25 protein-coding genes are annotated in these 22,384 nt (G+C 71.5%); 5 read left to right on the top strand and 20 right to left on the bottom strand.

Going from position 1 to position 22,384, the window contains the following annotated elements:
* Positions 1 to 13 precede the first annotated feature (13 nt).
* From BIU89_RS07875 to BIU89_RS07885, 3 genes are all read right to left on the bottom strand, one after another.
* On the bottom strand, positions 14 to 1,420 hold the full coding sequence (locus tag BIU89_RS07875; protein ID WP_071245617.1) for an L-serine ammonia-lyase: 1,407 nt from the start codon (positions 1,418 to 1,420) through the stop codon (positions 14 to 16).
* 53 nt (positions 1,421 to 1,473) lie between these two features.
* Positions 1,474 to 1,668, bottom strand: a complete 195-nt coding sequence (locus BIU89_RS07880) for a PspC domain-containing protein (protein WP_027466823.1) — start codon at positions 1,666 to 1,668, stop codon at positions 1,474 to 1,476.
* A 98-nt stretch (positions 1,669 to 1,766) separates the two neighbouring features.
* The gene (locus tag BIU89_RS07885; RefSeq protein WP_071245619.1) at positions 1,767 to 2,693 is read right to left on the bottom strand and encodes an NADP-dependent oxidoreductase; all 927 of its coding nucleotides are present in this window, start codon (positions 2,691 to 2,693) and stop codon (positions 1,767 to 1,769) included.
* Between the two features lie 95 nt (positions 2,694 to 2,788).
* Between BIU89_RS07885 and BIU89_RS07890 the strand changes: the two genes are divergently transcribed.
* Entirely contained in the window at positions 2,789 to 3,607 is an 819-nt protein-coding gene (locus tag BIU89_RS07890; protein WP_071245621.1) for a shikimate 5-dehydrogenase, read from the top strand.
* 75 nt (positions 3,608 to 3,682) lie between these two features.
* Here BIU89_RS07890 and BIU89_RS07895 read toward each other — a convergent pair whose 3' ends face one another.
* The 7 genes from BIU89_RS07895 to BIU89_RS07925 all read right to left on the bottom strand — a co-directional run bounded on the left by BIU89_RS07895 (position 3,683) and on the right by BIU89_RS07925 (position 9,888).
* Positions 3,683 to 4,126, bottom strand: coding sequence for an SRPBCC family protein (locus BIU89_RS07895; RefSeq protein WP_071245623.1), 444 nt, complete (start codon positions 4,124 to 4,126; stop codon positions 3,683 to 3,685).
* Between the two features lie 5 nt (positions 4,127 to 4,131).
* Positions 4,132 to 5,577 carry a phytoene desaturase family protein gene (locus BIU89_RS07900; RefSeq protein ID WP_071245625.1) on the bottom strand — a complete coding sequence of 482 codons (1,446 nt, stop codon included), beginning with the start codon at positions 5,575 to 5,577 and terminating at the stop codon, positions 4,132 to 4,134.
* A 39-nt stretch (positions 5,578 to 5,616) separates the two neighbouring features.
* Positions 5,617 to 6,309: a hypothetical protein gene (locus BIU89_RS07905; protein ID WP_071245627.1), complete on the bottom strand. Its 693-nt coding sequence runs from the start codon at positions 6,307 to 6,309 to the stop codon at positions 5,617 to 5,619.
* Between the two features lie 136 nt (positions 6,310 to 6,445).
* Positions 6,446 to 7,114, bottom strand: coding sequence for a hypothetical protein (locus tag BIU89_RS07910; protein ID WP_027466829.1), 669 nt, complete (start codon positions 7,112 to 7,114; stop codon positions 6,446 to 6,448).
* A gap of 216 nt (positions 7,115 to 7,330) precedes the next feature.
* On the bottom strand, positions 7,331 to 7,858 hold the full coding sequence (locus BIU89_RS07915; RefSeq protein ID WP_071245631.1) for a GNAT family N-acetyltransferase: 528 nt from the start codon (positions 7,856 to 7,858) through the stop codon (positions 7,331 to 7,333).
* Between the two features lie 27 nt (positions 7,859 to 7,885).
* Positions 7,886 to 9,163, bottom strand: a complete 1,278-nt coding sequence (locus tag BIU89_RS07920) for an ABC transporter permease (RefSeq protein WP_071245633.1) — start codon at positions 9,161 to 9,163, stop codon at positions 7,886 to 7,888.
* Positions 9,160 to 9,888 (bottom strand): ABC transporter ATP-binding protein, encoded by a 729-nt coding sequence (locus BIU89_RS07925; protein ID WP_051597014.1) that lies wholly within the window; start codon positions 9,886 to 9,888, stop codon positions 9,160 to 9,162. Before BIU89_RS07925 ends, BIU89_RS07920 begins: the two co-directional genes overlap by 4 nt.
* 81 nt (positions 9,889 to 9,969) lie before the next feature.
* On the opposite strand from BIU89_RS07925, the gene BIU89_RS07930 reads away from it, so the two are divergent.
* On the top strand, positions 9,970 to 10,599 hold the full coding sequence (locus BIU89_RS07930) for a TetR/AcrR family transcriptional regulator (protein WP_071245635.1): 630 nt from the start codon (positions 9,970 to 9,972) through the stop codon (positions 10,597 to 10,599).
* Positions 10,600 to 10,679: 80 nt separating this feature from the next.
* Here the strand turns inward: BIU89_RS07930 and BIU89_RS07935 are convergent, their stop codons facing one another.
* The 8 genes from BIU89_RS07935 to BIU89_RS07970 form a co-directional block, all read right to left on the bottom strand.
* Positions 10,680 to 11,705, bottom strand: a complete 1,026-nt coding sequence (locus BIU89_RS07935) for a glycine betaine ABC transporter substrate-binding protein (RefSeq protein ID WP_071245636.1) — start codon at positions 11,703 to 11,705, stop codon at positions 10,680 to 10,682.
* Complete coding sequence (locus BIU89_RS07940; protein WP_027466833.1) at positions 11,702 to 12,466, bottom strand: ABC transporter permease; 765 nt, start codon at positions 12,464 to 12,466, stop codon at positions 11,702 to 11,704. The genes BIU89_RS07935 and BIU89_RS07940 overlap by 4 nt, the downstream gene beginning before the upstream one ends.
* Positions 12,463 to 13,734: an ABC transporter ATP-binding protein gene (locus tag BIU89_RS07945; RefSeq protein WP_017887899.1), complete on the bottom strand. Its 1,272-nt coding sequence runs from the start codon at positions 13,732 to 13,734 to the stop codon at positions 12,463 to 12,465. The genes BIU89_RS07940 and BIU89_RS07945 overlap by 4 nt, the downstream gene beginning before the upstream one ends.
* Entirely contained in the window at positions 13,721 to 14,368 is a 648-nt protein-coding gene (locus tag BIU89_RS07950) for an ABC transporter permease (RefSeq protein WP_071245638.1), read from the bottom strand. Before BIU89_RS07950 ends, BIU89_RS07945 begins: the two co-directional genes overlap by 14 nt.
* Before the next feature lie 208 nt (positions 14,369 to 14,576).
* Positions 14,577 to 15,314 (bottom strand): DinB family protein, encoded by a 738-nt coding sequence (locus tag BIU89_RS07955; protein ID WP_083404242.1) that lies wholly within the window; start codon positions 15,312 to 15,314, stop codon positions 14,577 to 14,579.
* Positions 15,311 to 15,922 carry a DUF6197 family protein gene (locus BIU89_RS07960; RefSeq protein WP_071245640.1) on the bottom strand — a complete coding sequence of 204 codons (612 nt, stop codon included), beginning with the start codon at positions 15,920 to 15,922 and terminating at the stop codon, positions 15,311 to 15,313. The genes BIU89_RS07955 and BIU89_RS07960 overlap by 4 nt, the downstream gene beginning before the upstream one ends.
* A gap of 58 nt (positions 15,923 to 15,980) precedes the next feature.
* Complete coding sequence (locus tag BIU89_RS07965; RefSeq protein ID WP_071245642.1) at positions 15,981 to 16,856, bottom strand: aminoglycoside phosphotransferase family protein; 876 nt, start codon at positions 16,854 to 16,856, stop codon at positions 15,981 to 15,983.
* Positions 16,857 to 16,973: 117 nt separating this feature from the next.
* Positions 16,974 to 17,624: a ScbR family autoregulator-binding transcription factor gene (locus tag BIU89_RS07970; RefSeq protein ID WP_071245644.1), complete on the bottom strand. Its 651-nt coding sequence runs from the start codon at positions 17,622 to 17,624 to the stop codon at positions 16,974 to 16,976.
* Between the two features lie 90 nt (positions 17,625 to 17,714).
* Between BIU89_RS07970 and BIU89_RS07975 the strand changes: the two genes are divergently transcribed.
* A complete protein-coding gene (locus tag BIU89_RS07975; protein WP_027466840.1) occupies positions 17,715 to 18,158 on the top strand; it encodes a disulfide bond formation protein B in 444 nt (147 codons plus the stop codon).
* A gap of 24 nt (positions 18,159 to 18,182) precedes the next feature.
* On the opposite strand, the gene BIU89_RS07980 is transcribed toward BIU89_RS07975, so the two are convergent.
* A complete protein-coding gene (locus BIU89_RS07980; RefSeq protein WP_071245646.1) occupies positions 18,183 to 19,340 on the bottom strand; it encodes a PP2C family protein-serine/threonine phosphatase in 1,158 nt (385 codons plus the stop codon).
* Positions 19,337 to 20,113, bottom strand: a complete 777-nt coding sequence (locus BIU89_RS07985) for a ThuA domain-containing protein (protein WP_254791532.1) — start codon at positions 20,111 to 20,113, stop codon at positions 19,337 to 19,339. Before BIU89_RS07985 ends, BIU89_RS07980 begins: the two co-directional genes overlap by 4 nt.
* Positions 20,114 to 20,254: 141 nt before the next feature.
* Between BIU89_RS07985 and BIU89_RS07990 the strand changes: the two genes are divergently transcribed.
* Positions 20,255 to 21,697, top strand: a complete 1,443-nt coding sequence (locus BIU89_RS07990; RefSeq protein ID WP_071245648.1) for a DUF4832 domain-containing protein — start codon at positions 20,255 to 20,257, stop codon at positions 21,695 to 21,697.
* 115 nt (positions 21,698 to 21,812) lie between these two features.
* A complete protein-coding gene (locus BIU89_RS07995; protein WP_035809287.1) occupies positions 21,813 to 22,268 on the top strand; it encodes a DUF3817 domain-containing protein in 456 nt (151 codons plus the stop codon).
* Positions 22,269 to 22,384: the final 116 nt, after the last annotated feature.

A 22,384-nucleotide genomic window follows, 5' to 3' on the forward strand; every position in this document is an offset into this window, starting at 1 on the left:
CGCGAGCGGACGCTCAGCAGAGCGGGACGTTCACCGCGAGCCCGCCCATCGCGGTCTCCTTGTACTTCGACGACATGTCCGCCCCGGTCTGCCGCATCGTCTCGACGACCTGGTCGAGCGACACGTGGTGCACCCCGTCGCCGCGCAGGGCCATCCGGGCGGCGTTGATCGCCTTGTTCGCCGCGATCGCGTTCCGCTCGATGCACGGGATCTGCACCAGACCGCCGATCGGGTCGCAGGTCAGCCCGAGGTTGTGCTCCATCGCGATCTCGGCGGCGTTCTCGACCTGCTCCGGCGTGCCCCCGAGGACCTCGGCGAGCCCCGCAGCCGCCATCGACGCCGCGGATCCGACCTCGCCCTGGCAGCCGACCTCGGCGCCGGAGATCGACGCCCGTTCCTTGTAGATCGACCCGATCGCCCCGGCGGTGAGCAGGAACCGCACGACGGCGTCGTCCCGTTCGGCGGCGGGGGCGTCGGCGACCGTGGGCACGTAGGTGAGCGCGTAGTACAGGACCGCGGGGATGATGCCGGCTGCGCCGTTCGTCGGGGCGGTGACGACGCGGCCTCCGGTGGCGTTCTCCTCGTTGACCGCCATGGCGACGAGGTTCACCCACTCCATCGCGAAGAGCGGGTCGTGGTCGGGGTCCTCGCGGGTGAGCTGCTCGTGCCAGGTGGCGGCGCGACGGCGGACGTCGAGCCCGCCGGGCAGGCACCCACCTCTGCGGACGGAACGGTCGACGCACGAATCCATCACGCCGTGGATGCCCAGCAGTCCGGACCGGATCTCGGCGTCGGTCCGGGTGACGGCCTCGTTCGCCAGGGCGACGCCGCTGATCGGCAGACCTGAACCGGCACACGCGGCGAGCAGCTCGGCGCCGCTCGAGAACGGGTGGGGCACGGCGTCGTCGACCGGGATCGCCGCACCGGCGACGGCAGCCGACGCGTCCGCCGCGGGCTCGGCTGCCTCGTCCCGCGCGATGAACCCGCCACCGATCGAGTAGTAGGTCTCGTCGGCCAGATCGGTCCCGGCGGCGTCACGGGCACGCAGCCGCATGGCGTTCGGGTGCCGGGGGAGCATCGTCAGGGGGTGCAGGACGATGTCGGCGAGGCGGAACGGCACGCTCGCACCGCCGTCGAGCCGCAGGACACCGTCACGTTCCAGGGCCTCGAGCGCGACGACCATGGCATCGGGGTCGACGGTCTCCGGGTGTGACCCCATGAGCCCGGCGACGACGGCACCGAGGGTGCCGTGCCCCTGCCCGGTCGACGCGAGGGACCCGTACAGGTCGACCACCACGGACGCGACGGGCAGGCCACGGACGAGGGTGGCGAACTCGGCACCGGCCCGCATCGGGCCGACGGTGTGCGAGCTCGAGGGGCCGACACCGACGCTGAACAGATCGAAGACGGAGACCGGCACGCCGCCACACTAACCCGTCCGGACGGACCGGTGCTCAGCGCGACCCCGACCCCTCAGCGCCGCCGACCACCCTCGGGTGGCATCACGAACCACAGCACGACGTACGCGATCCACAGCGGCCCGGGGAAGAAGCTCAGGATGACCCAGACCACCCGGACCAGGGTGCGGGACAGGTTGAAGCGGTCGGCGAGACCGGCGCAGACGCCGGCCAGCAGACGACCGTTGCGGGGACGGGAGAGTGTGCTCATACCGACGACGCTACGCAACGCCGCCGGTCGAGCGCATCCGGGACGCACCCCGAGCGTGGTGGGGGAAACCCCCGGACCGGCCCTGAGCGGCGCTGGGATCAGGGGATGAGGACGATCTTGCCGCGGGTGTGGCCCTGCTCGAGCTCCTCGAAGGCGTCCTGCACGCGGTCGAGCGGGTAGGTCGCGGCGACGGGCACCTCGATCGCGCCGTTCGCGACCTCGAGGGCGAGCGCCCCGAGGATCTCCGGGTCGGCGGTGTCCGCGCTGCCCGAGGCCTTCGCCCCGACCTCGGCGGCCTCGTCGAACGCGATGATCGTCTCGATGCGGTCGACCGGCACCCCGAGGGCGATGCCGAGCCGGACGTACTCGGCGCCGTGGGTGTCGATGACGGCGTCGACGCCGTTCGTCGCGAGTTCGGCGATGCGCTCCTGCAACCCGTCGCCGTACGCGACCGGCCGTGCACGCTTGGAACGGAGCCACTCGTGGTTCGCCTCGGACGCGACGGCGATGACGTCGATGCCCTCGTTCGCGAGCAGCTGGGTGACGAAGCCGCCGACCCCGCCGGCGGCACCGGACACCACGACGGTCTCGCCCGGACGCGGGTCGACCGCACGGACGGCTGCGGCCGCGGTGGTCGCGATGACGTCGAGGCCACCCGCCACGGTCCAGTCGAGCAGGCGTGGCTTCTGGACGACCTGGACGGCCGGCACGGAGACGTACTCAGCCTGGCTCGCGCGGTCCCACGACCAGCCGATGACCTCTTCGCCCTCGTCGACGCCGTCGACCTCGGCCCCGACGGCCACCACGATGCCGGCGAAGTCGGTGCCCTGCCCGGACGGCAGGTCGCCGCCGAACGCACCCTGGCGGATGGCGGACTCACCGGGGTTGATGCCCGCGGCGCGGACGCGGACGAGCACCCGCCCGGGCGTCACCTCGGGAACGGGCACCTCGGCGACGTGCAGGACCGATCGGTCACCCCACTCGTCGAAGCGGACAGCGCGCATGGTCTCCGGGATCTCAGTCATCGGCACCGACGCTACCCCGGCGCGCGGTACCCGGTCTGCGTGGACCGCTCCATCCCTGCGAGGACGCGAAAGCGAGAGGGTGCGAGACTGGGGGCATGCCCATCCTGAACAAGGACATGCAGGTCTGCATGTCGCTGGCCGCGCGACCGAGCAACATCGGCACCCGGTTCCACAACTACCTGTACGACGAGCTCGGCCTCAACTTCCTGTACAAGGCGTTCACCACGACCGACCTGCCCGGCGCCGTCGCCGGCATCCGTGCGCTCGGGATCCGCGGTTGCTCCGTGTCGATGCCCTTCAAGGAGGCGATCATCCCGCTGGTCGACCACATCGAGGACTCCGCCGCCGCGATCCAGTCGGTCAACACGGTCGTGAACGACGACGGCGTGCTCACCGCGTCGAACACCGACTACGAGGCGATCGCCGCCCTGCTCGGGTCCCACGAGGTCGACCCGGCTTCGCGCGTGCTGCTCCGCGGCTCGGGCGGCATGGCCAAGGCCGTCACGGCGGCGTTCCGCGGTGCCGGCTTCGACCGGTTGACGGTCGTCGCCCGCAACGAGCAGACCGGCCCGGCCCTCGCGTCGCAGTACGGCTACGACTGGGTGGCCGACGAGCATGAGGCGGGGGAGACCGACCTGGTCGTCAACGTCACCCCGCTCGGCATGCGCGGCGACCAGCAGGACGCACTCGCCTTCGCGCCGGAACGGATCGAGGCGGCGCACACCGTCTTCGACGTGGTCGCGTTCCCGTCGGAGACCCCGCTCGTGCGGGCAGGCCGGGACACCGGCAAGCACGTCATCACCGGCGCCGAGGTCATCGCCCTGCAGGCGGCGCGCCAGTTCGAGCGGTACACGGGCGTCGCCCTGACCGACGACCAGGTGGCGCGGGCCAGCGAGTTCTCGCGCGTCGAGTAGTCGACGCACCCACAGGGCGGACGGGAGGCACGTGGCGGCGCCGCCACGGGCCTCCCGTCCGTCTCGGGGGACGTCTCAGGCGTTGGCCGCGCGCCCGACGGCCACCCACTCGAGGCGGCGGAGCGTCTCGCGGTTGCGGATCCAGATGAGCGGCTGCATGAGGAAGTCGGGCACGTACGAACCCGGCCCGGCCACCGCGTTCTCGGTGATCGTGACCTTGCTGCCGTGCCGGTGCGGTTCGACCGTCAGTTCGACGCGGGCCTCGCCGATGGGCCAGCCCTTCGGCTGGATGACCATGCGGTGCGGCGGCTCCCACACCAGCGACGTCGTGACGTCGTTGATGACGATCGGCCACGCGCCGAACGAGTGGTGCAGGTGGGTACCGACCTGCGGCCAGTCGGACTCCTCCTGGCGCATGCGCGAGGCCCCGACCACCCAGGTCGTGTAGAGCCACCCGTCGCCGAGCACGTCGAAGACGGCTTCGGGACGGCAGTGCAGGATGCGGACGTTCTTCGCCATGGTGATCAGCCTTCCGGGGTGAGGTCGACGTCCTCCGGCAGGCCGAAGGTGTGCCGGAGTGCGCTCTTCGCCGCGTGCCACCCGGCCATCCCGTGCACGCCGGGGCCGGGCGCGGAGGACTCGGAGCACAGGTACATGCCGCCGCCCATCCGCCACGGGTTGCTGGACAGGACGGGGCGCTTGACGAGCTGCCAGAAGCTCGCGGCACCGGCGGCGATGTCGCCACCGACGTAGTTCGGGTTGTACTCGCCCATCTGCACGGCGGTGCGAGAGCTCGACGACAGGATCGTGTCGCGGAACCCCGGCGCGAACCGCTCGATCTGGCGGGTGACGGCCTCGGTCGGGTCGACGTCCGACCCCGCGGGGACGTGCGCGTAGGCCCAGAAGACGTGCTTACCGGCCGGTGCCCGGGTCGGGTCCACCACGGTCGGCTCCGCCCCGAGCACGTACGGGCGCTCGGCGTGCTGCCCGTGCGCCACCGCCCGTTCCGCCGCCGCGATCTCCTGGCGGGTCCCGCCGATGTGGACGGTCCCGGCCTTCCGCAGCGACTCGTTGGTCCACGGCACCGGGTCGGACAGCGCGAAGTCGACCTTCGCCGCCGCGTTGCCGAACCGGAAGCGACGCAGCGCCCCGCGCTTCGGCGTCGGGATCTGCTTGCCCGCGATCCGGAGCATGCCCGGCACGCTCGTGTCGAACAGCACCGCCTTCGCCGGGGTGAGGTCACCGAGCGACCGGACCTCCTGCCCGGTGACGATGCGGCCGCCGTGCGCGACGAGGTCGGCGGCGAGCGCGTCGACGATCGCCTGGCTGCCGCCGATCGGCACCGGCCAACCGCGGGCGTGCGCGTACGAGCCGAGCGACAGTGCCGCCGCCGCGGTGGACAGGGACGGCAGGTGCTGGATCGAGTGCGCGGCGACGCCGGACACCATCGCCGGGGCGGCCTCACCGCGGAAGCGCAGGTTCCACGCGGCGGTGCCCTGCTCGAGCGCCCGCAGGCCGAAGCGCAGGACGGTCAGGGGGTGCCGCGGCACGTGCAGCAGCGCGTCGGTCGCGAAGTCGGCGACCTGGCCGGCGTTCTCCGCCAGCGGGGCCATCAGCTGCTTGAAGGCCGGACCGTCGGCCCCGAGCTCGGCGGCGGTGCGGTCGAGGTCCTGGTAGGCGATGCCGGCGCGGCCGCCGTCGAGCGGGTGGCCATACTGCACCTCGGGCAGGCGGAGTTCGATGCGCTCTTCCATCCGGAAGAGCCGGAAGAACTCCGACTGCAGGGCCATCGGGTGCACGGCGGAGCAGACGTCGTGCAGGAAGCCGGGAAGGGTGAGCTCGGCCGTGCGGGCGCCGCCGCCGATCGTGTCGTTCCGTTCGACGACCTCGACCGACAGTCCGGCGCGTGCGAGCGTCACCGCTGCCGCGAGCCCGTTCGGTCCCGCTCCGACGACCACCGCATCAACCATGCACCGAGCCTAGGGACTCGTGACTGCGTGTGGTGTCGGTCAGATCACCGAAGCGCCTGTCGACACCGCCATCCGCTTCCGAGCCAGCACGTCGTCGATACGGTGCGCACCGGTGATGAAGGCCGCTGCGTCGGGATCGATCGCTCCGGCGATCGCGACGATGTCGTCGCGGATGGCCGCCAACGGCGCGTTGTGGATCGGTTCGTGGTGGGCGAGCCGGTTCCGGAACCTGCGCACCGCATCGAGTCGCCGGTGCAGCTGCTTGCGTCGGACCGCTCCCAGGCCGGGGAACGCGTGTACGAGCCGCGGCTGCCAGAGCGTCGTCTCGTAGCTCCAGATCGGGTCTCGGGGGACGCCCGCATCGGTGAGGCCGACCCAGAAACCGAAGCTCGTCGCGGCGACCACCGGATCCGGTTCGGGATCGGCGAAGCCCCGTCGACGCAGGGTCCGAGTGGCGTCATCGACCGCTCGGCGTTCGCGTTCCAGCAGGTGGACTGCGGCGTCGTTCCACCAGTCGTCACGACGCCCCCGGCGGAGTTCGTCGTGGAGCGCGTTCCGGACGAACACTTCGAGGCAACCGACGGGACCCCAGAACGCCGACGCGATCTCTGAGTTCCAGGCGTAGAGCCGGGCAGCGAGGTCGGTACGGCCGTCGTAGCGGGCCGCGTACCGGTCGAAACGCGCTGCGCTGAGCAGCCTCGGGAGTGCCTGCAGCGTGGCTGGATCGATCATCGCGCCCCTCGTCGCACTCCTCTGAGACAGCAATCGCCTCTGAGACAGCAATCGCCCCAGGAGTCCGGCGAGCCGAATGGTCCTGGGGCGTTACTCGATGAGCATATCGAAGTCGAGGCGGTATATCAAGTACCGGTCAGGTGCGCGAGGTGTCGGGATCAGCGGGGTCCGACTCGTCCTGGTCACCGTCGGCGTCGTCGGGCTCGTCGGCGTCGACCGGGGTCGATCCGACGGGGTGCTCGGCGAGCAACTCGGCGAAGTCCTCGTCGAGCATCTGCTGCAGCCGGTCGTCGCGGCCGATCTCGTAGTCGTCCGCCGGGCGCTGCGCCCAACCGAGGCGTCCGACGACGGTGGTGCCGATGTCGTCCCAGGCGCGGGCCCGCGCGGCGAGCACGATGCCGTCGACGAAGTGCTGGTCGTCGCGCCGCTTGTCGAGCATGGTGGCGAGCTGCTCGTAGGTGGCCTCGCGCATCCGGAGCTTCAGGTCGTCGCCCCGCCGGTAGTCGTGCTGGTGGCGGGAACGGCCCTTCTGCTTGCTCGAGGTGGAGCGGATCTCCCGCATGCGTGCGGCGTCGCCCCGCTGTTCCTCGGCCATGCGGTGGAGTTCCTCGCGCGTGGCCTCGGCGATGAGCGCGTGGTCGAAGTACCCCTGGTCACGGAGGGCGTTCGTGATGATGCGGTTGGCCACCGCGATGGTGACGGCGGCCTTCGCGATGAGGAAGCCCTCGTCGACCGCCCGCTTCAGTTCGACCTGGCTGATGGGTCGATCGCGCACGTCGGGGTTGCGTCGTCCGAACAAAGCCATGCTCCGACGATACCGGCGACCGGTGTCGGTCGGCCTGCACGACGGTCGCGCGGGCACCCGGTGCCGACGCGCCGCGCACAACCGAAGTGCCGTCGAACCGGCGGTCGGCGCGGTTCGGATGGGCTTTGGTTGTGCGGCGCTGCGGCACACCGGGAGCGCGGCCAGCGGCCAGCGGCCGTCGGCCGCGGCCGGCGGCCTGCACGACGGCGACGGGCGTCAGAGCAGCAGGCCGTACACGGCGACGTCAACACGCTCGGGGCCGAGGGGCAGCGCGCCTCGCAGGGTGCCCTCATGCGCGAAGCCGAGCCGCTCGGCGAGCCCCCGGCTCCGCGCGTTGTCGACCGCCGTCCGGATCTCCATCCGTGCGGACCCGCGCGCCCGGGCGACCCCGATCAGCACGGTGGCGGCCCGCCGGACGACACCACGGCCCTCCTGTCCGGCGTCCACCCAGTAGCCGAGCGATGCCTGGCCCAGGTACGGATCGAACGTCAGCGAGGCCACCCCGACGATGCGGTCGTCCGCCCGGATGACGCAGGGCAGCGCGCGGTCCATCGCGAACTGACCGAGCAGCCGCTCGGTGTGCAGGGCGATGGCCTCGCGGGTCTGGGGGTCCCACGCCCAGGGCTCGGCGGCCCGCAGACGATCGGTGTTGGCGTGCACGAGTGCGAGCACCGGGTCGACCGTCGTCAGGTCGCGCAGCGTCAGCGTGTAGCCGTCACCGAGGTCGCGTCCGAACGTCGTCACCGTCCAGACACTAGGCACCCCTGCCTGTCACTCGTACCGGAGCGCCTCGATCGGGTTCTGCCGTGCCGCTCGTCGTGCCGGCAGGGTGCCCGCCAGGAACGCGATGAACATCACGACGAGGATGATCGTGGCGACGGAGCCCGGCGCGAACTGCATGATCTGCAGCCCCGGCAGGTCCTTGAGGAGCGTGCCGGCCAGGACGTTCGAGATCCCGGTGCCGAGCAGGATCGCGACCCCGGCGCCGATGGCACTGCCGAGGAACCCGATGAACACCGCCTCGAGCGAGAACAGCGTGTAGACCTTGCCACCACCCATGCCCATCGCCTTCATCAGGCCGATCTCGCGGGTGCGCTCCTGCACGCTCATGAGCAGGGTGTTGATGATGCCGAAGCCGGCGGCGACGAGCGCGATCACGGCGAAGGCGTTCAGGACCCCGACGATGCCGCTGATGACGGTCTGGAACTGACCGAGCTGGTCCTGGATGGTCTGACCGAGGAACCCGTCGTCGGCCAGGGACTTCTTGACCGTGGTGACGGAGGCGTCGGTGTCGAGCGTCGCGGTGGCGCTGGCGTAGGACGTCGCTATCGAGTCGGGCTTGCCGATCTCCTGCGCGGCCTGCATGGCGTCGGTCAGTGCGGCGTTCGCCCCGGCACCGCTGCCGAACAGCGACTCGTTCTGCACCCCGACGACTGTGGCGGTGAGCGTGTGCGGCTTGCCCTGGTAGTCGTCGACGGCGATCGTGAGCTCCTTGCCGACGGCGGCCGAAGCGCTGCCGAGGCCCATGTTCTTCAGGTAGTCCGTCGGCAGCATCACCTGGTTGGCGTCGGTCTCGTCGTCGAGCTGCTTGCCGCTCGCCAGGTCGGCGTCGAGCTCGCCGGCGTTGGCCGTGAGCGACACGACGTACTTGCCCTTTTCCCCGTACTCGGCGTACTTCGGTGCGAGGGCGACCGCGGGGCGGAGGCTCTTGATGCCGTCCGTCTTCTTGATCGCGTCGACGTCGGACTGCGACAGGTACGAGAACGACGCCGGGCCGCGGTCGACGCTCTGGCCGGACTCGTCCGGGTCGTACTTCGCCGGGCCGCTGTCGGTCGAGGTGCTGTCGACCGCCTTCGTGATGGTCAGCGAACCGGTGTCGCCGATCGAGGAGACCTGGCTGTCGATGTAGTTGCTGACGCCCGTGCCGATCGCCGACGTGAGCGTGATCGTGAAGGCGCCGATGAAGATCGCGATGACGGTCAGGGTCGTGCGCAGCTTCGAGCGGAAGGTGTTCGAGACCGCGGTGCGCAGGAGGTCGAGGAAGTTCATGCGGAGTGCCTTCCGTGCGTGGCAGACGCGTCGACCACGTCGTCGGGTCCGCCGACGATCAGGCCGTCGCGGACGTTCACGCTGCGGTCGCAGCGCGCGGCGAGCTCTTCGTCGTGCGTGACCACGACGAGCGTGATCCCCCGCTCGCGCTGCAGCCCGAACAGCATGTCCTCGACCACCTGTCCGGTGTTCGTGTCGAGGTTGCCGGTCGGCTCGTCGGCGAAGATCACGCTCGGCTCACCGACCAGCGCCCGGGCGATGACCACGCGCTGCTTCTGGCCGCCGGACAGGTCGTTGGCGTCGTTCTTCGCCTTGTCGGCCAACCCGAGCGCATCGAGGGCCGCCATGCCCCGGCGCTTCCGCTCGGCTCCGGAGACACCGGCGATCTTGAGCGGGAGCACGACGTTGTCGAGCACCGAGGTCTTCGGCGTGAGGAAGAACTGCTGGAACACGAACCCGAAGGTGCTGTTCCGGGTTCGGTTGACCTGCCGCGCACCGAGCGTCGCCGCGTCGGTGCCGTCGAGCAGCACCTGTCCGGCCGACGGCTTGTCGAGCAGTGCGAGCAGGTGCATCAGCGTCGACTTGCCGGAGCCCGACTTTCCGACGATCGCCAGGCTCTCGCCCTGGTGCACCGCCAGCGACACCCCCTTGAGCGCGTCGAACCGCGTCGCGCCGCGGCCGTAGGTTCTGGCGAGGTCACGGGCCTCGAGCACGGGAGTGGTCATGGGTTCACCGTAGTGTCCGATGCACGACTGCAAGTTTGCGTTTGCTGTAGATCATGTGACGTTCCGGTTACAGTCGGGCTCATGCCCGACTCCGCGACGCCGTCAGAACTCGGTCTCCGTGACCGCAAGCGCATCGAGACCCGCAACCGCATCGCCGAGGCGGCTCGGTCCCTGGCCCTCGAGCAGGGCGTCGACGGCACCACGATCGAGCAGATCGCCGCGCGGGCCGACGTCTCCCCGCGGACGTTCTTCAACTACTTCGAGAGCAAGGAGGACGCGGTCCTCGGGCACACCGAGCTCGACCTCGAACCCGCCACCCTCGAGGCGCACCTGGCGACCGTCGCGGGGGAGCCTGCAGCGCAGGCCGTCGTCGACCTGGCGTTCCTGGTGTTCGGGTCGTCGTTCGGCGACGAGCACGAGCGCGTCGAGCGCAAGGCCGTGATCGTGCGGTTCCCGCAGCTGATGCGTCGGCAGGTCGCGCGGATGACCACCGTTGCCGAGGCGATGACCGGCGCCGTGCGCACGATCCTCGAGCGCGACCCGGCCTGGGGCCCCGAGGCGGCGACCCCGCAGGCGGCCGAGATGCTGCTCGGCATGTGCATGACGGGCCTCCGCAGTGCCGCTCGGCACGAGGGTTCCGACCCGGAGCAGGTGCGGGCTGCGGTGGTCGCGTCGATCCGCGACACGGCTGCGCGCATCGCCGCGGCCTGAGACGCGACCCTGAACGCAGGGGAGGCGCGGTGCCAGCTGGCACCGCGCCTCCCGTCCGTCGGTGGGTGCGTCGAGAACGGTCAGGGCTTCGTGATGAAGCCCTCCTTGACCATCCAGTCGAAGGCGACGTCGGCCGGCTCACGCCCCTCGACGTCGACCTGACGGTTGAGTTCCTGCAGCACGGCGTCCGTGAGCTTCGGCGAGATCTGGTCGTAGATCCCCTCGAGCTGCGGGTACTCCTTGAGCGTCTTCGAGTCGATGACGGGCGCGACGTTGTACGCCGGGAAGAAGCCCTTGTCGTCCTCGAGCACCGTCAGCCCGAGCGACTTGATGCGGCCGTCGGTGGTGAAGACCTCACCGAAGTTGCACTTGCCGCGGTCGGTGGCCGTGTAGACCGTGCCGGTGTCGAGGATGCTCACGTTGCTGCTCGGCACCCCGTTCGACCCCGAACCGCCGAGCTCCAAGCCGTACTTCTTGAGCATCGGCTTGAAGCCGTCGGCACGGGAGTTGAACTCCGACTCCACGCAGAACGTGCGCTGGTCGACCGGCAGCTTGGTGATGTCGGAGAGCGTCTTGACGTCCCCGAGCTCCTTGACGGCCTCGTTGCGGACGGCGAACGCGTAGGTGTTGTTCATCGGCGCCGGTTCGAGCCACGTCAGCCCGTTGCCGGCGTCCTCCTTCTTCACCGCCGTCCACTGCTCGGTCTTGTCCGGGATCCCCTTCGTGTGACCCATGAAGGTCAGCCAGGCGGTGCCGGTGTACTCGTACGTGAAGTCGGCCGCGTGCGAGGTCATCAGCTCACGGACCGCGACGCTGCCGGGCACGTTCGTCTCGTCGGTGACGTCGAACCCGGCGGCCTTGGCGGCGAGCACGGCGATCTTGCCGAGCACGAGCTGCTCGGTGAAGTTCTTCGACGTCACGGTGATGTGGGCGCCGGCCGGCAGGTCGTCGATGCGCTGGATGGAGCCGGCGCCGGCCTCGGGCACGAACGACGTCGCGGGCTGCAGACCGCACCCGGTCAGGACGAGGGCGGTGGCACCGGCGACGAACGCGGCGGCTCCGACCCGGGTGCGGGTGCGGGTGGTGCTGCGGGTGCGGCGGGTCATCGGAGTCCCTTCGGTCGTGCGACCGTCTCGACCACGCGGCCGAGCCAGTCGATGGAGAGGGCGAGCAGGGCGACGAGCAGGGCCCCCGAGACGAGCACCTTCGGCAGGAACAGCGTCACGCCCGTCGTGATGAGCAGACCGAGTCCGCCCGCACCGACGAAGGTCGCGAGGCTCGCCGTGCCGACGAGCAGCACGAGGGCGGTCCGGATGCCCGAGAGCATCACGGGCACCGCGAGCGGCAGTTCGACCCGCATCAGCACGCTGAAGGCGCTCATCCCCATGCCGCGACCGGCCTCGACCAGTCGGGCGTCGACGCTCTGCACGCCGATCATGGTGTTCCGGAGCACCGGCAGGATCGCGTAGAGCACGAGCGCGATGACGGCGGACGAGCTGTTCAGGCCGAGCCAGGCGGCGAGCAGCACGATGAGGCCGACGGCCGGGGCCGCCTGCCCGAAGTTCGCGACGGCGAGCACGTACGGGCTCGCCCGGCGCAGCGGCCCGCGGGTGAGCACGACGCCCAGCGGGATGCCGATCACGAGCACCAGGACCGTCGACTGCAGGGTCAGCACGAGGTGCTGGCCGGTCAGGGCCAGGATGTCCGCCGGGTTGAGCGTCGTGCGCTCCGTCGGGGTCAGGTCCGCCGTCGCGAGCCACACCGCGAAGCCGGCCAGGACGACCAGGATCGCGATAGGCTGGAACAGCAGGCCCTTCCACGAGGTGCTCGCACCGGTGGCGGGGCCGGCAGTGGCGACTGCGCTCACAGGTCTTCTCCGGTGGGCATCGCCGACACCGGTGACGACGGCATGGTCTCGATCGGGTTCGTGTTCGTGCCGACCGGCGTGTAGGCCTGGTCGCCTGCGGCGGTCGCGCGGGAGCGGGTGATCGCCTCCATCACGGTCTCGACGGTGATGACCCCGCGGAACGCGTCACGACGACCGGTGACGAGCGCGGCGCCGGCGCTCGAGACGAGCATGGTGTCGAGCGCGTCGTTGAGGGTCGCGGCCTCGCCCACGACCGGCAGGCCGGGCTCGACGCCGTCCGGGATGCGGTCGAGACGCTCGAGCTGGCGGCGCGACGGCCACCCGATCGGGCGCTGGCGGTGGTCGACGACGACGGCGTGCTGGTGCCCGCCGGCCTCGTTCATCCGCTGCAGCACGGCCTTGACCTCTTCGCCGGGGGAGCACGTCACGGCCGACTCGACCTCGACGTCGCGCACGCGGTTCAGCGTGAGCTGCTTCAGGCCCGCACCGGAACCGATGAAGTTCTCGACGAACTCGTTCGCCGGCTCGGCCAGGATCCGCTCAGGGGTGTCGTACTGCACGATGTGCGCGCCCTCGGTGAAGATGACGATCCAGTCGCCGAGCTTCACGGCCTCGTCGAAGTCGTGCGTGACGATGACGATCGTCTTGTGCAGTTCCTCCTGGATCCGCAGGAGCTCGTCCTGCAGGCGCTGGCGGGTGATCGGGTCGACCGCACCGAACGGCTCGTCCATGAGCAGGACGGGCGGGTCCGCCGCGAGCGCACGGGCCACGCCGACGCGCTGCTGCTGGCCACCGGAGAGTTCGCGGGGGAATCGGTCGCGGTAGGTGTCGGGGTCGAGCGAGACCAGGTCGAGCAGCTCGTCGACGCGCGCCGCGATCTTCTCCTTCGACCAGCCGAGCATCTTCGGCACGATCGCGATGTTCGCCGCGACCGTCATGTGCGGGAAGAGACCGCCGGCCTGGATCACGTAGCCCATGCGGCGGCGGAGCTCGTCACCGTCGATGCCCGTGACGTCGTCGTCGCCGACGACGATCCGGCCCTGCGTGGGCTCGATCAGGCGGTTGATCATCTTGAGGGTCGTCGTCTTGCCGCAGCCGGACGGGCCGACGAGCATGACGATCTTGCCGGCCGGGATCTCGAGCGTGATGCCGTCGACGGCGGGCTTCGACTGCCCGGGGTACCGCTTGGTGACCTCGTCGAGCAGGATGCTGCGCCCGGTGACGTCCCCGTCGGGCGCGGTGGTGGTGGCGGAGTCAGTGCTGGACACGGATACCTCTCGAGATGGTCAGGCGGCCGAGGCCGATGAGGAGCAGGTCGAGGACCAGGGCGAGCAGGACGACGCCGACCACCCCGACCACGACGGAGAACAGGGCGTTGGCGCCGCCGAGGCGGGACAGCCCGGAGAAGATGAAGCCACCGAGCCCGGGACCGAGGGCGTAGGCGGCGATGGCGGCGATGCCCATCACCATCTGCGCGGCCACGCGGACGCCGCTCAGGATGATCGGCCACGCCATCGGCAGTTCGACCTGCAGCAGGGTGCGGAACCGGCTCATGCCGATGCCGCGCGCCGACTCGACGACGGCGGGCGGGATCTCAGCGAGACCGACGACCGCGTTGCGCAGGATCGGCAGCGCGGCGAAGAAGACGACCGTCACGACCGACGGCAGGACGCCGAACCCGAGCGGGACGATGAGCAGGCCGATGACGGCGAAGGACGGCAGGGTGAGGCCGATGGCCGACACCCCGTTCGCGAACGCGGTCAGGCGCGGGCTGCGGTAGACGAGTGTGGCGAGCACCACGGCGATGACCGTGGCGAGGACGACGCACTGGACGACCAGTGAGAAGTGCTGCCACGATGCGAACCAGATCTGGTTCCATCGCTCCACGACGTACTGGAACACGGGTGGGCGCTCCCCTTCCGGTCGGCTGAACTGCCCACAGATCGGGGCACGAGCTCGGCCAAAGCTATGCAACAGCCGGACCGGTTGTACAACGCAGCCCCGCCTGTACGACGGTTTCCCTTGCGGTTGCGAGGAGGACAACCCCTGGTCAGCGGGGGTTTACCAGGGTGAGCCTGGGAGAACGGTAACGATCGGTCTGCCTGCTCGGCTATGCGTCGAGGTCACGCAACCCGGCTCGCTCCGCGATGTCGACGAGCTGCTCACGCCACCGGACCCATTCCTCCGGGGACTTGTCGGCCAGGTTGCCGTCGCCGTCGCCGGCCAGGCCGTCGAGCATCTCGCGCACGATGTCGGCGTGACCCGCGTGCCGGGCGGTCTCGTACGCCATGTGCACCAGGATCCGGTGCAGGGTGACGTCCCGGTGCCCCTCCGGCCACCACGGCACGGTCCCGGTGGCGGTGAGGTCGAGCGCTTCGATCGTGGCGTCGGCGTGGGCGGCACTCCGGTGGTGGAAGGCCACGATGTCGGCCATGGTCTCGTCGAGCGAGGCGTACATGTCCTCGCCGTCCTCCGACTCGAGCCAGGCGGGCTGGTCCGGCAACGGCCGCCCGAACACCTCGCCGAAGTAGCCGGCCTGCACCCCGGCGACGTGCTTCACCAGCCCGAGGACGTTCGTGCCCGTCGGCGTCACCGGCCAGCGGGCCTGCCGCTCCGCGAGCCCGTCGAGCTTGGCCAGCAGGGCCGCGCGGTGCTTCTGCAGGTACCGGTGCAGCGTCCGCTTCACCGCGGCGTCGGCGGCAGCGGCGTCGGCGACCGCGCCGTCCGCGGCCGTCGCGCCGTCGGGGTTCCGCGTGGACCCTTCGTCCGACAGCAGGGCGTTGCCGCTCGCGGCCAGGGTGCTGGTGCTCGCGGGGTGCACCTCGGGGACCGCTTCGACGTCGCTCATGCCCCCGATCGTGCCACCCGGAGCTCCTGCAGGCGCGTCGACTCCTGCACGGCGACCCGTTCGGCCGTCAGCAGCAGCCCGGCGACCTCGGCGCCGGTGCGTGCCGGGGCGTCGTTCCAGCTCGTCAGGTCACGCACCCGGCCCATCCGGATGTCCGGCGCGGGGCACCACAGCACGGGCGCACCCTCGTCGCGGGCGAGGGCGTGCCACACGACGTCGAGCGCGTGCTGCACCCGCGGCGCGTGGACCGCGTGCGGCCCGCCGGCGGCGGCCACGACCGCGCCGACCAGGCAGGCACCGACGAGCGGCCGGCCCTGCACGTCCATCGCGGCGGCACTGGAGGCCTTGCGCTCACGGCCGTGCTCGTCGAGGTAGGCGAACCAGGCGTGCTGGACCCACCCGCGTTCGACGACGGCGCGGGCGTCGGAGAGCAGGTGGACGAGTTCCCCGAGTTCGCGCACCCGGTCGTCGACCCGTCGCGCGCGGGCGGCGGCGCGGCGGTCGGACAGACGGTCGAGCAGGCCGCGGAGACCGCGTCGCTCGGGTCGGACGGGGGCGGGGGAGGCGTCGGTGGCGACGTCGTGCTGGACGCGGAGCTCGAGGGTCATGGCGGCCCCTCCGATCGGCTGTGCACGGATGGTGCGGTCACGATAGCCCCGCGGGGACTCAGTCGTCCAGCACCGCGTCGATGCTCCGTCGCGCGACGCTCCGGAAGGCGCGTTCGTCGGCGGTCGCCAGCGCGGACGCGAGCGCGACCACCCACCCGCGTGCGCGCAGCCAGGTGGCCTCCGGGGCCGCGACGCGCGCGCGGAACGCGCGCCGCCCCGGCGGGTCGAGCGTCAGCCAGGCGGTGGCCAGGTCGACGGCCGGGTCGCCCGCGGTGACGTCCCCGAAGTCGATCACGGCCGACAGACGGTCGACACCGTCCGACGGGTCGACGAGCAGGTTGAAGGGGTGCAGGTCGCCGTGCACCCAGACGGGAGGCCCGGCGTGCGTGGGCACGGCCGCTGCGGTCCGCCACAGCGTGGCCAGCTCTCCGGCCCGGTGCACGCCGTGGTCGTCGAGTCGCGCCAGCACGGCCTCGCTCCGCGACGCGAGCGGCACCGCACGGAACGGATTCGCCGGGGCCTCGTCCGGGGCGGGGACGTGCAGGAGTCCGACGAACGCGGCGAGCGCCTCGGCGACGGGGACCCCGGCCGCCCGTTCACCGATCGCGGTGCCGGGCAGCCACGGCACGATGCTCCACGACCACGGGTACCCGAGGGCGGGGCGGCCGGTACGCACCGGGGCCGGCACCGGGACGACCGATCCGACCCGGGCGGCGATGTCCGGCAACCAGCGCTGTTCGTGCTCGACGAGGCGTGCGGCCAGCTCCCGACGGGGGACCCGGACGGCCAGGTCGTCACCCAGGCGCAGCACCACGTTGTCCCAGCCGTTCGCGACGACCTGGAGCCCGAGCCCGGCCAGGTCTGGGTGCTGGTCGCGCAGCAGGGCCCGGACGAGCGGGACGTCGACGTCGACCTCGGCAGCGGGTGTGGGCACGGCGTCAGGCTAGTGGGCCGCCGGACACACGCCCGCGAACTGGGGCCGGTGGCGCGACACCCTTCTCGCTAGTCTCAGAGGCGAGGTGACGTGGGTGTTTCCCTGGGGGGACCCGCGTCACTCCGGAGCGATGAGCGCGACGAGCCGCGGGATCTCCGGACGCAGCCGTTCGGTGACGAACGCGTCCAGCAGGACCGTCCAGAGTTCCCGCAGGCCCGCGAACAGGTCGGCCCGGCGGGTCATCACGTCCGAGACGGTCTGCACGCCGGTGTAGGCGCGGACGACGACCCGGCCGACCAGGTCCGGGTCCCACCGCTGGTCGAGCTCGCCCACCTCGACGGCCTGCCGTGCGAACCCAGCGACCACCGTGGTCCAGTCGGTGTACGGGTCCTGCCGCGCGACGTCGCTCGCGGCCACGTCGGTCGACAGCCGCACCCCGGCGCTCACGACGACCTCGGACGTCATCTGGACCGCGAGCCCCTGGCACAGCCACATGATCGACTCGAGCGGGGTGGTGCCCCGGGCCACCGCGGCCTCGCCGTACCGGCGGGAGATCGCGTGCTGCTCGGCGACGACGGCCCCGGCCATGTCGGCCTTCGACGTGAAGTGGAAGTACAGCGCACCCTTGGTCATCCCGATGCGTTCGGCGATGCCGTCCATCGAGGCACCGACGTACCCGCGTTCGTCGAACTCCGCGGCCGCGCCCTCGATGATCGCCGTGCGGGTCGCGAGCGACCGCTGTTGCCGGGTCGGTCGGTCCTGCGTCATGGGGTCCGATCGTAGTCAGCGCACACTGCCGCCGGGGTCCACTGGCCGCATTCGGCAGGCGTTCGGCCGGGTGCCCTACGGTCGGTCGCCATGGACGGATGGCGGAACCCTGCGCGCTGGGCACGGACGGGACGGTGGCTGCTGCTGCCGATCGCGGTGCTGGACTGGGTCGCGCTCGCGCCGCAGACCATCGTGGTGCTCGCGTTCCTGCTCGCCGTCGTCGGGCTCGCCGGCATGGGTGCGGCTCTCGTGGTGCACATGCTCCGCCGGTCCCGTGGGGCGATGGCCGGCCTCGGGGTCGTCCTGCTGCTCGGTGGCCTCGTCGTGTTCGGCCTCGATCCGTTCCCCGGCTCGTTCCCGCTCATCGAGTCGTGGTGGCCGGAGTCGATCACGCAGCCGCAGCACGTCGGCAGCGCGTACTGGCAGCTCGCCGGCCTGGGCATCGAGCTCGCCGGGTTCGCCCTGCTCGCCACGCTGCTCGTGGTCGCGCTGACCGGAACCCCGCGCCCGCGGCCGGACCGCTTCCGCTCCTGATCCACCGCGGGCGGCGGATCTCGCTCAGTGCCGTGTGAGCACCACCAGCGTGACGTCGACCGCGGCGTCCGTCGGGATCGCCGTGCGCACCCGTTCGACCGCCGTGGCGCCGTCCGGAGCCGAGCGCACCAGCGCGGCGAGGTCGTCCAGGTGCCGGAGCCCGTCCAGCGTCAGGACGCCCTGGGTGCAGATCGCCAGCCGGTCTCCGGGTTCCAGGTCGAGCGCCCCGGGCGACCGCGGGATCGACTCCGGCTGCAGCCCGAGCGGCAGGTCGAGCGGGTGCAGGACGCGAGCCGGACCGTCGGCGGGGACGAGCACCGCCAGGCCGTGGCCGGCGTCGCCGAAGTCGACGTGACCCGACGTCGGGTCGAGCCGCAGGTGGAAGAGCGAGCCGACGGCGGCCGCAGCCGACAGGTCGGCGGTGACCTGCGCCTCCAGGCCGACGATCGCGTCCGACATGGCCGAACCGGTCCGTGCCGCCACGGCACCGCGGACCGCCGCGGCGAGCAGGCCCGACGCCGGGCCGGCCGCGCTCACCCGGCCGACGGTGACGTGCAGGGCACCGTCCGGTGCGACGCGCCAGTCGGCGACGTCACCCCCGCCGTCGTCGTGCTGGGCCACCAGGACGTCGAGGTCCCACCCCGGCACCGCGACCGGGTCCGGCACCAGGCCGTCGAGCACCCGACGGACCCGTCCGCGGTCGATGGCGACGCCGAGCTCGCGCTCCGCCCACCGTGCCAGGTCACCCAGCAGGGCGACGTCGTCCGGCGAGAACGTGCGCGGCACCGCGTCCATCAGGCACAGCGTGCCCACCCGGGTGCCGTCGACCATGGTCAACGGTGCGCCCGCGTAGAACCGGATGCCGTGCTCCGCCACCGCCGCCGTGTGCGCGAACCGGGCGTCGAGCGACGCGTCCGGGATCACCATCGGTTCGCGGGTGAGTACGGTCGACGCGCAGAACTGCTCGCTGGCGGGGACACTCGATCCCTGGTGCCAGCCGAAGGTCGACTGCGTGGTGACGAGGTCGTGGTGGACGAGGTTGAGGAAGGTCAACGGGACGTCGAACGCCTCGTGGGCCATGCGGGTGATGCGGTCGAAGCGCTCCTCGGGTCCTGATCCCAAGATGGCGAGCGCCTCGATCACCGCGGTGCGCCTGTGCGCACCGTCGAGATGGTTGGTCACCCGACCTGTCTACCCCCATCGTCCGACAGGAACCAGTCCCGCGGGTGGGGGTCGGCGGTCAGTTCGCGGCGCTCGGACACCGGGGCTGCCCACCCGGCGGCGTTCGACAGCACGCGCTGGATGTCCGGGTGGTGGTACACGGGGTACTCCTGGTCGCCCGGCGAGAAGTAGAAGACCTTGCCGAGCCCCCGGCGGTACGCGACGCCGGAGCGGAAGACCTCGCCACCGGCGAAGGTCGACAGGAACACCTCTTCATCGGGGCGCGGGATGTCGAAGTACTCGCCGTACATCTCCTGCCGGTCGATGACGATCGGGTGCGCGACCCCGGCGGCGATCGGGTGCTCGGGCGCGACGGTCCAGACGAGTTCGCGCTCGCCGTCGTTCCGCCACTTCAGCGAGCAGGTCGTGCCCATCAGGCGCTTGAACGGCTTGGAGTAGTGGCCGGAGTGCAGCACCACCAGGCCCATGCCGGCGTGCACGGCGTCGACGACCAGGTCGACGACGGCGTCGCTCACCTCGTCGTGGGCGGCGTGGCCCCACCAGAACAGCACGTCCGTGGTGGCCAGCCGTTCGGCGGTGATGCCGTGGTCGGGTTCCTGCAGGGTGGCGGTGGAGACGTCGGCCCCGGGCTGCAGCTGCCGGAGCGCCTCGGCGATCACGGTGTGCATGCCGTCGGGGTAGTGCCCGATGACCGTCGCGTCACCGCGGGTCTCGTGCACGTTCTCGTTCCAGACGACGATGTTCAGGGGACGGTTCTCGGTCGACGGCGACATGCAGGCAACGCTACCCGTGCTCGGTTCGCGCATGCACTGGCGTTTTCTGATCGTTTGGCCTACCTTCAGATCACATTCGCGCAGGACGGCAGCGCCAGGGGGCGCCGATCACCGTCCGCGCCGAGGACAGGGGCTCGTCCGATGCAGCACCGCACCATCACCACCGTCGCACTCGCGGCGGCACTCGCACTCGCCGTACCGACCACCGCGTGGGCGTCGTCGCCCACCGGCCACCACCCGACACGGACCGCGACCACCTCGACCGTGACCTACACGGCGAGCGACGCGGTCATCCCGAACCCCTCGCGCGGGTTCGACCACACCACCGAGACGCACTACCGCGCCGACGGCACCGGGTACACGCCGCTCGACGCCGCGACGCTCCGCGGCTACCGCGCCGAGGGGGTCACCCAGGTCGTCCGGGTGTTCTACATGGAGGCGTTCGTCCAGCAGCGGCAACTCAGCCCGGCCTGGCTGGGGCTCGTGCAGCGCGACTACGACACCGCACGTGCGGCCGGGGTGGGCGTGATCACCCGGTTCGCGTACGTGCAGGGCGGCGCGTACCCGTACTCGGCGCCCTACGGCGACGCCGACCTGCCGACCGTGCTCGCGCACATCCAGCAGCTCACCCCGACGCTCCGCCGGAACGCCGACGTCATCCCGACCCTGCAGCAGGGGTTCATCGGGCTCTGGGGCGAGGGCTACTACACCGACCACTTCGCCAGCGACCCGGCGAACCCGGGCGTGCTGACCGAGGCCGACAAGGACGCCCGACGGCAGGTCCTGCAGGCCGAACTCGCGGCCCTGCCGTCCAGCCGCTCGGTCCAGGTCCGCACGATGCAGATGAAGCAGGACGCACTCCGCACACCGTCCGGCACGGCCGGGGCACTCACCCCGGCGCAGGCGCACGACGGGTCGGCAGCGTCTCGGATCGGGCACCACAACGACTGCTTCCTCGCTTCGCCGGACGACTTCGGCACGTTCCTGAGCGACCCGCTCTCACTCGACCAGGACTACCTGGCCGCCGAGTCGCGGTACGTCCCCGTCGGTGGCGAGACCTGCGCCGTGAACGCGCCGCGGTCCGAGTACCCGTCCGCCTCGGCCGAGATGGCGAAGTACCACTACAGCTACCTCAACCTCGACTACAACAAGGACGTCCTGGCGACCTGGGGCGCGGACGGCATGACCGACGCCGCGAAGAAGCTCGGCTACCGCTTCACGATGACCTCGAGCACCGTCACCACCGGTCGCACGCCGTCGGTCGCGGTGTCGGTGCGGAACGACGGCTGGGCGGCGCCGTACAACAGCCGCCCGGTGCAGCTCGTCCTGACCGACGGGCACCGCCGGGTCACCGTGCCGGTGCGCGCCGACGCGTCGTCCTGGCAGCCGGGACGGACCGTGACCGTCCGGGCGTCGCTCGCACACCTGCCGAAGGGCCGCTGGGACGTCGCCCTCGCCCTGCCGGCACCCGAGCGCTCGGTCGCGTCGAACCCGGCCTTCGCGATCCAGACCGCGAACACCGGCACGTGGGACGCGCGCGCTGGCGTGAACCGCCTGGGCCAGACGGTGGTCGTGCGGCGCTGACCCGACAGCAGAGGACGCCCCGGGTCGATCGGTCCGGGGCGTCCTGCTGTCCGTGGGGTGCCCCGCAGGTCGGGCGTCCTGCTCTCTGTCAACCGGGTCCGCCACCATGGAGGCCATGACTCCGCGCTCCCTGTTCCGCGCCGCCGCGGTCGCCGAACTCGTGACCTGGACCCTGCTCATCCTCGGGATGGTGCTCAAGTACGGCTTGGACGCCGGCGACTGGGGTGTCCGCATCGGCGGTGGGGTGCACGGCTTCGTGTTCCTGGCGTACCTGGTGGTCACGACGGTCGTGGCGGTGAACCAGCGGTGGTCGTTCGGGGCGCTCGTGCTCGGCTGGGCCAGTGCCGTCGTGCCGTACGCCACGGTGCCGTTCGAGGTCGCGGTCGCCCGCCGCGGCATGCTCGAGGGCTCCTGGCGCCGCTCGCCGGACGCCCACTCGGGCTTCTGGGACCGTCTGCTGTTCTTCGTGGTGCGTCGGCCCGCCGTGGCCGCGGGCATCGGGGTCGTGGCCGTCGCCCTGGTCTTCACCGGGCTGCTGGCCGCCGGCCCACCCGTGCCGTCCCGCGGCTGACGCCCCGCGCGTCCCCTGTCACTTCGTGAGCGGGAATGGTCGGGTTCGTGGTGCGGACGCGACCATTGCTGCTCACGAAGCGCGGCCGTGGTCGCGACCACGGACGGACGGGAGGC

Source organism: Curtobacterium sp. MCBA15_005 (assembly GCF_001864855.1).
GTDB lineage: Bacteria > Actinomycetota > Actinomycetes > Actinomycetales > Microbacteriaceae > Curtobacterium > Curtobacterium flaccumfaciens.